The sequence below is a fragment of the Kitasatospora sp. NPDC001539 genome, from assembly GCF_040298565.1.
Lineage (GTDB): Bacteria > Actinomycetota > Actinomycetes > Streptomycetales > Streptomycetaceae > Kitasatospora.
On the sequence record NZ_JBEPAK010000267.1, the window covers coordinates 1 to 9202 of the forward strand.

Below are 9202 nucleotides of genomic sequence, written 5' to 3' on the forward strand. Positions count from 1 at the left end.
TTGCGCAGGATCAGCGAGATGCGCGGCACGGTGGCGTTGCAGTACGCGTAGAGCAGCTTGGCGCCGTGCCGGATGATGCCGCCGTGCTCCTGGTCGACGCCGGGCAGGAAGCCGGGGACGTCCAGCAGGGTGAGCAGCGGGATGTTGAAGGCGTCGCACATCTGGACGAAGCGCGCGGCCTTCTCGCTGGCGTTGATGTCCAGCACGCCGGCCAGCGACTGCGGCTGGTTGGCGATGATGCCGGTCACGTGGCCGTCGACCCGCGCCAGCACGCACAGCACGTTGGTGGCCCAGCGCTCGTGGACCTCCAGGTACTCGCCGTGGTCGACGATCTCCTCGATCACCTTGCGCATGTCGTACGGGCGGTTGCCGTCGGCGGGCACCAGGTCCAGCAGGCTGTCGTTGCGGCGCTCGACCGGGTCGTCGGTGACGACGGACGGCGGCATCTCGCGGTTGTTCTGCGGCAGCAGCGACAGGAGGTAGCGGACCTCCTCGATGCAGGACTGCTCGTCGTCGTAGACGAAGTGGGAGACGCCCGAGACGCCGGCGTGCACGTCGGCGCCGCCCAGGCCGTTCTGGCTGATCTTCTCGCCGGTCACCGCCTGGACGACGTCCGGGCCGGTGATGAACATCTGCGAGGTCTCGCGGACCATGAACACGAAGTCCGTCAGCGCGGGGGAGTACGCGGCGCCGCCGGCGCACGGGCCGAGCATCACCGAGATCTGCGGGATGACGCCGGAGGCCTTGGTGTTGCGCTGGAAGATGCCGCCGTAGCCGGCCAGGGCGGTGACGCCCTCCTGGATGCGGGCGCCGGCGCCGTCGTTCAGCGACACCAGCGGGGCGCCGGCCGCGATGGCCATGTCCATGATCTTGTGGATCTTCTGCGCGTGGGCCTCGCCCAGCGCACCGCCGAAGATCCGGAAGTCGTGGGCGTAGGTGAAGACGGTGCGCCCGTGCACGGTGCCCCAGCCGACGATCACGCCGTCGGTGTGCGGCTTCTTGGCCTCCAGGCCGAAGCCCTGGGCGCGGTGCCGGCGCAGCGGCTCGACCTCGTGGAAGGAGCCCTCGTCCAGCAGCAGCTCGATGCGCTCCCGCGCGGTCAGCTTGCCCTTCGCGTGCTGGGCCTCGGTGGCCTTCTCGCTCGGGCCCCGCCGCACCTTCTCGCGGAGCTCGCGCAGCTCGGCGACCCGCCCGTGGGCGTCGGCCGGGACCTCGGGGACCTCGCCGCCGACCGGCGCCTCATGCACAACCGTCATCTCGAACCACTCCAAGGGTGAGGGAACTGTCCGACAGCCAACGTCTGCGTGCCCCCAGCTGCGAATCACTTTCTTCACTTATGACTGTACGAGGGGCCGTGCGCTGGTTTCGGCGTCGATTCCGTACAAGGTCGAGTTCGTTTAGCTGTGAGGGCTGGACAGAAACGGTCGGGCCGGGGTCTCAGCACTCGGTGCGTGTTCGAATACCGAGAGTTGTCGTGCGGACGATGGTCCGATGATCTGAGCATGAAGAAAAGTGCAGGTCAGGGCTGTCTCTCCCCAATGTAGGGCGGCCATCTAGGGTGGTGCTCAAGCAGCGCTCAAGTCCGTCCCGGCCCCGGGTCGGAACCGCGCGCCGGGGCCCTCAGTCGTAGGGAAGCGCCAAAAACACCGAAGCCCACCCGAGCCGTCCCGGGTGGGCTGTCCGAGGGAGCGTCCATCGGCTCCGATCAGCTCTTTCGACCGTCCTCCGGCTCGTCCCCGCCCCGCAGCTCCTCCTCGCGGCGGCGCAGATCGGCCTCCCACCGCTTCAGCATGTCCTCGTGCTCCTGGGCGCTCCGGTTGTCGCTCCCCTTCAACGGGTCGCCCCCGGGCCGGTCGCTCCTCGGCCGGTCGCTCCTGAGCGAGGCCAGGAACTCCGGGTCGTCGTCCGGCGCCAGCGGGCGCCCACGCCGCGCGGAGCCGGTCGGCGCCCCCGGGTGGCCGCCGGGCGCCCCGGCCCGCAGGAAGCCGCGCTGCTTGCCGGCCACCAGCCAGGCGATCGGACCCAAGGGCGGGAACAGCAGGACGATGATCAGCCAGATCGGTTTCGGCAGGTGCTTCGCCTCGTCCTCGGGGGTCACCAGGCAGTCGATGAACGCCCACACCCACAGCGCGAGCGGAAGGACGATGGTCAGAAGAATCCTCAGCACGGCTGCGATCTCCCCCCGGCGACGGCGGTAGCGGCGGCGGGCGCCTCCCCGGGGCCCTTGACGCAAGCCAGGCTATCGGGTGGCGGATACTGACAGACATGGCATACGACGATCTCCGCTCGTTTCTGCGGGCCCTCGACCGTGAAGGCGACCTCAAGCGCATCAAGGTGGAGGTGGACCCCCACCTGGAGATCGGCGAGATCGTCGATCGGGTGCAGAAGGCCAAGGGCCCGGCGCTGCTGTTCGAGAACGTCAAGGGCTCGTCGATGCCGCTGGCGATGAACGTGTTCGGCACCGAGCGCCGACTGGCCAAGGCGCTCGGCCTCAAGGGCCCGGACGACATCTCCGAGAAGATCGCCGGACTGCTCAAGCCCGAACTGCCCCAGGGCTTCACCGGCTTCCGGGACGCCTTCGGCAAGCTCGCCTCGATGGCGCACGTCCCGCCCCGGCACGTGAAGTCCGGGGACGCCCCGGTGCAGGAGGTCGTGCTCACCGGCGAGGACGTCGACCTGGACCAGCTGCCCGCCCTCTTCACCTGGCCGCTGGACGGCGGCTCCTTCTTCAACCTGGGCCTCACCCACACCAAGGACCCGGACACCGGCATCCGCAACCTCGGCCTCTACCGGCTCCAGCGGCACGACCGCCGGACCATCGGCATGCACTGGCAGATCCACAAGGACAGCCGCAACCACGCCGCCGTCGCGGCCAAGCGCGGTGAGCGCCTCCCGGTCGCGATCGCCTTCGGCTGCCCGCCGGCCGTCACCTACGCCGCCACCGCGCCGCTGCCCGGGGACATCGACGAGTACCTCTTCGCCGGGTTCATCGCGGGCGAGCGCGTGCGGATGGTCGACTGCAAGACCGTCCCGCTGCAGGTCCCGGCCGACGCCGAGGTGGTGCTGGAGGGCTGGCTGGAGCCCGGCGAACTGCTCCCGGAGGGGCCCTTCGGCGACCACACCGGCTTCTACACGCCGCAGGAGCCGTTCCCGGCGCTCACGATCGACTGCGTGACGATGCGCCGCCGTCCGATCCTGCAGTCCATCGTGGTCGGCCGCCCGCCGACGGAGGACGGCCCGCTGGGCAAGTTCACCGAGCGCTTCTTCCTGCCCCTGCTGAAGATCATCATCCCGGACATCGTCGACTACGACCTGCCCGAGGCCGGCGGCTTCCACAACTGCGTGATCGTCTCGATCGACAAGAAGTACCCCAAGCACGCCCAGAAGACGATGCACGCCATCTGGGGCGCCCACATGATGTCGCTGACCAAGCTGATCATCGTGGTGGACTCCGACTGCGACGTGCACGACTACCAGGAAGTCGCCTGGCGCGCCTTCGGCAACGTCGACTACAGCCGGGACCTCACCGTGGTGGAAGGCCCGGTCGACCACCTCGACCACGCCTCCTACCAGCAGTTCTGGGGCGGCAAGGCCGGTATCGACGCGACCAGGAAGCTGCCGGAGGAGGGCTACACCCGGGACGGCGGCTGGCCGGAGATGGTCTCCTCGGACCCGGCCACCGCCGCACTCGTCTCGCGCCGCTGGAAGGAGTACGGCCTGTGAGCACGGCAGCAGTCGAAACCCCGGGGCGCACCAGGGCGTTCCTGCGCCTGGTGATGATCGAGCACTCGGTCTTCGCCCTGCCCTTCGCCTACATCGCCGCGCTGACGGCCATGTTCCTCGCCGACAAGCGGGTGCACTGGGGCGAGCTGTTCATCGTCACGGTGTGCATGGTGGGCCTGCGCACCTTCGCCATGGCCGCCAACCGGATCATCGACCGCGAGATCGACGCCCGGAACCCGCGCACGGCGTCGCGCGAACTCGTCACCGGCGCGGTCTCGTTGAAGACGGCGTACGTCGGCTCGGCCGTCGCGCTCGTGGTCTTCCTCGGCGCGGCGGCGATGCTCAACCCGCTGTGCCTGGTGCTCGCGCCGGTCGCGGTGGTGCCGATGGTGGTCTACCCGTACGGCAAGCGGTTCACGGACTTCCCGCAGGCGATCCTGGGCCTCGCCCAGGCGATGGGCCCGGTGGGCGCCTGGCTCGCGGTGACGGGCAGTTGGTCCTGGGAGGCCGTCGTCCTCGGCGCGGCGGTCGGCATCTGGATCGGCGGCTTCGACCTCATCTACGCCTGCCAGGACGTCGAGTCCGACCGCCACGGCAAGGTGCGGTCCGTCCCGGCCCGGTTCGGCGTCCCCGCGGCGATCCGGGGCGCGCGGGTCTGCCACGTCCTCACCACGCTGCTGCTGGGCTGGTTCGCCGTCCTGACGCACGCGGGCGCGGCTTTCTGGATCGGCCTCGTGGTCGTCGCGGGCGCGTTCGTCTACGAGCACACCATCGTGAAGCCGAACGACCTGTCGAAGCTCAACCGGGCGTTCTTCCAGACCAACGGGTTCGTGGGCATCTCGCTGTTCTGCTTCGCGCTGATGGACCTCGTCGTGCGCGGGCTCGGGATCTGACCGCGTGGCGGCCGACTGGCGGACGGACCGCATCGGCGCCGCACTGCGGGGCGGCAACCCCACCGTGCTGCGGCGGTTGGACGCCGGCTTCGCGGTCATCGGAGACGTCCAGTTCCTGCCCGGCTATTCGGTCCTGCTGACCGACACGCCGGGCGTGGAGCGGCTCACCGACCTGCCCCGCCCGCGCCGCCTCGCGTACCTCTCCGACCTCGACCGCCTCGCCGAGGCCGTCGAACGGGCCTGCCGCGCCGCCGATCCGGCCTTCCGCCGGGTGAACATCGAGATCCTCGGCAACAAGGACCCGTTCCTGCACGCCCACATCTGGCCCCGCTACGACTGGGAGCCGGCCGGGATCGTCCAGCGGCCCGTCTGGCTCTACCCGCCCACCCACTGGCAGGACCCGCGGTACGCCCTCGGCCCGCCCCACGACGCCCTGCGCGCCGCCCTCACCGCCGAACTGGACGCGTCCGCCTGACGGCCCGCTGCCGCTGCCTGCCGCTGCCTGCCGGTGCGTGAGAAGTCGGCCGAATCGACTTCTGGTGCGGAGTGGACCCCATCGCGGGACTCCCGCTGCACAGGCGTCGCCCGCCCCCGGCCCCCGGCCCCCGGCCGCGCGAGAAGTCGGCCCGCCCGACTTCCCGCTCCTGGTCGGCCGTGGCCGGGGATCGAGACCCCCAACGGTTGCCCTCGGGCGTCCGTCCCGCCTTGGGGCCCGTTCTGCGGTGCGCAGGAAGTCGGACGGGTCGACTTCTGGTGCTGACTTGCCCGCTCCATCGCGGGACTTCCGCCGCACCGGCGTCGCCCGCCCTGGTGTGCCGTCGCAGCCATCCCGTCCTGGCGGCTCGCGTGACGCGCAGGAAGTCGGGTAGGCCGACTTCCTGCTCCTGGTCGGCAGCCGTCGCTCTCGGGCATCCCGCCCGGGACCCGGTCGCCCGTGCGCGGGAAGTCGGCCGGGCCGACTTCTGGTGCTGAGCTGCCCCATCCATCGCAAGAGACTCCAGCCGCACTGGCGCCGCCGTCCCGACATCAGGGTGGCCATGCGCGAGAAGTCGGCCGAGTCGACTTCCCACTCATGGTCTGGCATGGCCGGGATTGAAATCCCCAGCTGTCGCTCTCCCGCGGCCGGCCTGGGGCCGGGTCGTCCGTGCGCGGGAAGTCGGCCGGGTCGACTTCTGATGCTGAGCTGCCCTCATCACGGGGCTTCCGCCGCCCTGGCGTCGTCGCCCGCTCTCGTGCGCTGTCGTCGCTGTCGCGCGCTGGGTGGCCCGCCCGCCCGCGCCAGAGGTCGGCCTGCCTGACTTCCTGCTCCGCCTTGGTTGGGCATCGAGGCGGCAGCTGTTGTCGTCGGGCATCCCGCCTGGGATCAGGGCGGCGGTGCGTGGAAAGTCTGCCGGGTCGACTTCCTCTTCATGGTCGGCTGTGGTCAGGGGGCGATGCCGCGAGTTGTTGTTCTCGGGTGTCTCGCCTGGGATCCGGTCGCCCGTGCGCGAGAAGTCGGCCGAGTCGACTTTTCGCGCGGAGTTGCTTCCATCGCGGGACTCCCGCTGCGCGGGCATCGCCCGCCCCGGCGCCCGGCCGCGCGGGAAGTCGGCCCGCCCGACTTCCTGCTCCTGGTCGGCTGTGGCCGGGGATCGAGGACCCAGCTGGTGTCTTGGGGAATCCCGCCTGGGATCAGGGCGGCGGTGCGTGGAAAGTCGGCCGGGTCGACTTCCTGTTCATGGTCGGCTGTGGTCGGGGGCGGAGCCGTCAGCCGTTCCTCTCGGGCGTCCCGTGGGTTCCGGTCGGTCGTGCGCGAGAAGTCGGCCGGGGCGACTTCTGGTGCTGAGCTGCCCCAATCGCGGGACTCCCGCTGCGCGGGCGTCGCCCGCCCTGGCGCCCGGCCGCGCGAGAAGTCGGGCGGGTCGACTTCTCGCGCGTGGTCCCCCGTCTGGATACCGGCTGGGCCGGCTGGGCCGGCCGCTCGTTGGCCTCGGGCGAGGTGCGCCCGATCGCCGTTGCTGCTGGCGGTCCACCGGTTGGGGGAGCGCCGCGCCCTCCCGGCGGCGTCCGCTACGCGGCTGGGCGGCGGGCGAAGGCCGGGGCGTGCTCCGGGCGCGGGCCGATCGCGATCATCCGCGAGAGGCCGAGTCGGATTGCCGGGACGTGGCGGGTGAGCAGCACGAACCGGACGGGCGGCCCGGCCCGCCGACCGCTGAGCACCGGCTGGAACATGACGCCGTGCAGGATCCGCTGCATCCGCTGGAGGACCACCGTCGGCCACTGGCGCCGCCGCTGCACCCGGGCGAGGGCGGCGGGCGTCGGCCGACCGCGCCGCAGCGGCTCGGCGAGCAGGGTGGCGGCCGCGACGGCGTCCTGGATGGCGAGGTTGATGCCGATCCCGCCGGCCGGGGACATCGCGTGGGCGGCGTCGCCGATCAGCAGCAGCCCGTCCGTGTACCAGCGGTCGAGCCGGTTGAGCCTGACGTCGAGCAGGTGGACGTCGTCCAGGCCCGCCAACTGGTCCACGCGGTCGGCGTACTGCGGGAACACCCGGGCGATCCGCTCGCGGAACCGCTCGATGCCCTCGGCGCGCCGCTGCGCGTCGGCCCCCTTGGGCAGGAAGTAGCCGATCTGGAAGTAGTCGTCGCGGGTCAGGCTGATGGCCATCTCGCCCTCCCCGAACCCGGGGATGAGGCTGGGCGGCGCGGACTGCTCGTCGGCGTGCCGGGGCAGCCGGAACCACCAGACATCGAAGGGCACCGGGTACTCCTCGGGCACCAGCCCGGCCGCCCGGCGCAGGGTGGAGTGCCGCCCGTCGGCGGCGACGGTGAGCGCGGCCCGGATCTCGCCCTCCTCGCCGTCGCGGGTGCGGTAGCGCACGCCGACCACCCGGCCGCCCTCCTGGACGAGGCCGGTCGCTTCGGTGTTCATCCGGATGGTGAAGGTCGGTTCCTGCTGGGCCTGCGTCACCAGGAAGTCGAGCAGGTCCCACTGCGGGATCATCGCGATGTAGTTGTACGGCGCGGGGAGCTTGTCGAAGGCGCTCAGCGCGACCCGTCCGAGGCCGGGCACCGGCACCACGAGGTTGCCGAGTCGGCTCTGCGGCAGCTCGGCGAACTTCCGGCCCAGGCCGAGTTCGTCCATCAGCCGCACGGTGGAGGCGTGGACGGTGTCGCCCCGGAAGTCCCGCAGGAAGTCGCCGTGCTTCTCCAGCACGGTCACCTCGATGCCGGCCCGGGCCAGCAGCAGGCCCAGCACCATCCCGGCCGGTCCGCCTCCGGAGATGACGACGCTCATGGCTCTCTCCCCTCGATCCGCGAGCCCCCGTTCCCCTGGCGGCATCCGCTTGGAACTCGCATACACAGAGTCTGTGGAACCGTCTCAGGTGTCAAGTAGTACCATGTTCCACATGGAGGATCTGGTGTCGGCCGCCCTCAGAGCGGCGAAGGAACGGAGCCAGGACGTCGCGGACGTCCCGCTGACGGCGATCGCGGCCGCGGCCGGAATCTCGCGCAGCACGCTGCTGCGGCGGCTCGGCGGCTCCCGGGCACCGCTGGACGAGGCGGTCCGGAAGGCGGGCGTCGACCCGGGCGGCCGGCCGCCGGTCCGGGAGCGGGCAACCGAGGCGGCGGCCCACCTGGTCGCCGAACGCGGCCTCGGTGGGGTCACCCTGGACGCGGTCGCGGACCGCGCCGGGTGCTCGCTGCCCAGCCTCCACACCGTCTTCGAGGGCCGGGACGGCCTCCTCGCCGCCGTCTTCCGCCGGTACGGCCCGCTGCCCGACCTGGAGGCGCTGGCGGCCGACCCGCCGGCACGGCTGGAGGACACCGTCCGGCTGCTCCACCGGAACTTCCTGGCCGCCTTCTGCGACGAGCCGCGGATCATGCCGGCGGTCTTCGCCGACCTGCTCAGCCGCCCGGACGGCCCCGCCGCCCGGATGATGGCGGCCAACATGCCGCAGATCGTCGACGGCCTCGGCCGGCTGCTGCTGCCCCACGTGGAGGCCGGGCGGCTGCGGCCGCTGCCGCTCACGGTGCTGGTGCAGCTACTGCTCGGCCCGATGCTCAACCACGTCCTGCTGCGTCCGGTGCTCGAACCGGCGCTCGGTACCGACCTGCCCTCGCTGGAGGAGGCCTCCGCCCTCTTCGCCGATGCCTACCTGCGGGCGGTCGCCCCGGCCGGGCCCGACGGCGGAACACCCCGGGGAGAGTCGTGATCGGCAGGCTGCAGTGCCTGGTGCTCGACTGCCCGGAGCCGGCCGTCCTCGCTCGCTTCTACGCCGCGCTGCTCGGCGGCCAGGTCGACCGCCCGGACCGGCGCTGGTTGCTCGGCGCCGACTGGTCCACCCTGCACCTCGACGACGGCACGTGCTCTGCTTCCAGGCCGTCACCGACCACCGCCCGCCGCGCCGGCCCGACCTGGCGCACCCGCAGCAGGCGCACCTGGACGTCGACGTGCCGGACCTCGACGCCGCCGAACCCCGGGTGCTCGCCCTCGGCGCCGTCCGGCTCCGCGACCTCGGCGGTCGGCGCGTCTACGCGGACCCGGCCGGGCACCCCTTCGGCCTGATCGGCGGTCAGGTCCGGTCCGGCCCCACCGCGCCGGAC

Annotated in this window: 7 protein-coding genes and 1 pseudogene; 5 read left to right on the forward strand and 3 right to left on the reverse strand. The window is 71.8% G+C overall.

Annotated elements, in window-relative coordinates; translation table 11 throughout:
- A partial coding sequence (locus tag ABT247_RS28565; RefSeq protein ID WP_350747984.1) for an acyl-CoA carboxylase subunit beta occupies positions 1–1256 on the reverse strand: 1256 nt, incomplete at its 3' end.
- A gap of 449 nt (positions 1257–1705) precedes the next feature.
- Positions 1706–2167, reverse strand: a complete 462-nt coding sequence (locus tag ABT247_RS28570; RefSeq protein WP_350747987.1) for a PLD nuclease N-terminal domain-containing protein — start codon at positions 2165–2167, stop codon at positions 1706–1708.
- 98 nt (positions 2168–2265) lie between these two features.
- On the opposite strand from ABT247_RS28570, the gene ABT247_RS28575 reads away from it, so the two are divergent.
- From ABT247_RS28575 to ABT247_RS28585, 3 genes are read left to right on the forward strand one after another with little or no spacing between them, the layout of a single operon-like run.
- Positions 2266–3723, forward strand: a complete 1458-nt coding sequence (locus ABT247_RS28575) for a menaquinone biosynthesis decarboxylase (protein WP_350747989.1) — start codon at positions 2266–2268, stop codon at positions 3721–3723.
- On the forward strand, positions 3720–4616 hold the full coding sequence (mqnP, locus tag ABT247_RS28580) for a menaquinone biosynthesis prenyltransferase MqnP (protein ID WP_350747992.1): 897 nt from the start codon (positions 3720–3722) through the stop codon (positions 4614–4616). Before ABT247_RS28575 ends, mqnP begins: the two co-directional genes overlap by 4 nt.
- 4 nt (positions 4617–4620) lie before the next feature.
- Positions 4621–5091, forward strand: a complete 471-nt coding sequence (locus ABT247_RS28585; RefSeq protein WP_350747995.1) for an HIT family protein — start codon at positions 4621–4623, stop codon at positions 5089–5091.
- A 1574-nt stretch (positions 5092–6665) separates the two neighbouring features.
- On the opposite strand, the gene ABT247_RS28590 is transcribed toward ABT247_RS28585, so the two are convergent.
- Positions 6666–7892 (reverse strand): FAD-dependent oxidoreductase, encoded by a 1227-nt coding sequence (locus ABT247_RS28590; protein WP_350747998.1) that lies wholly within the window; start codon positions 7890–7892, stop codon positions 6666–6668.
- Positions 7893–8004: 112 nt separating this feature from the next.
- Between ABT247_RS28590 and ABT247_RS28595 the strand changes: the two genes are divergently transcribed.
- Both ABT247_RS28595 and ABT247_RS28600 read left to right on the forward strand, forming a co-directional pair.
- Positions 8005–8811: a TetR/AcrR family transcriptional regulator gene (locus ABT247_RS28595; RefSeq protein ID WP_350748001.1), complete on the forward strand. Its 807-nt coding sequence runs from the start codon at positions 8005–8007 to the stop codon at positions 8809–8811.
- Between the two features lie 20 nt (positions 8812–8831).
- Positions 8832–9202: pseudogene (locus ABT247_RS28600) on the forward strand (VOC family protein); the annotation flags it as partial.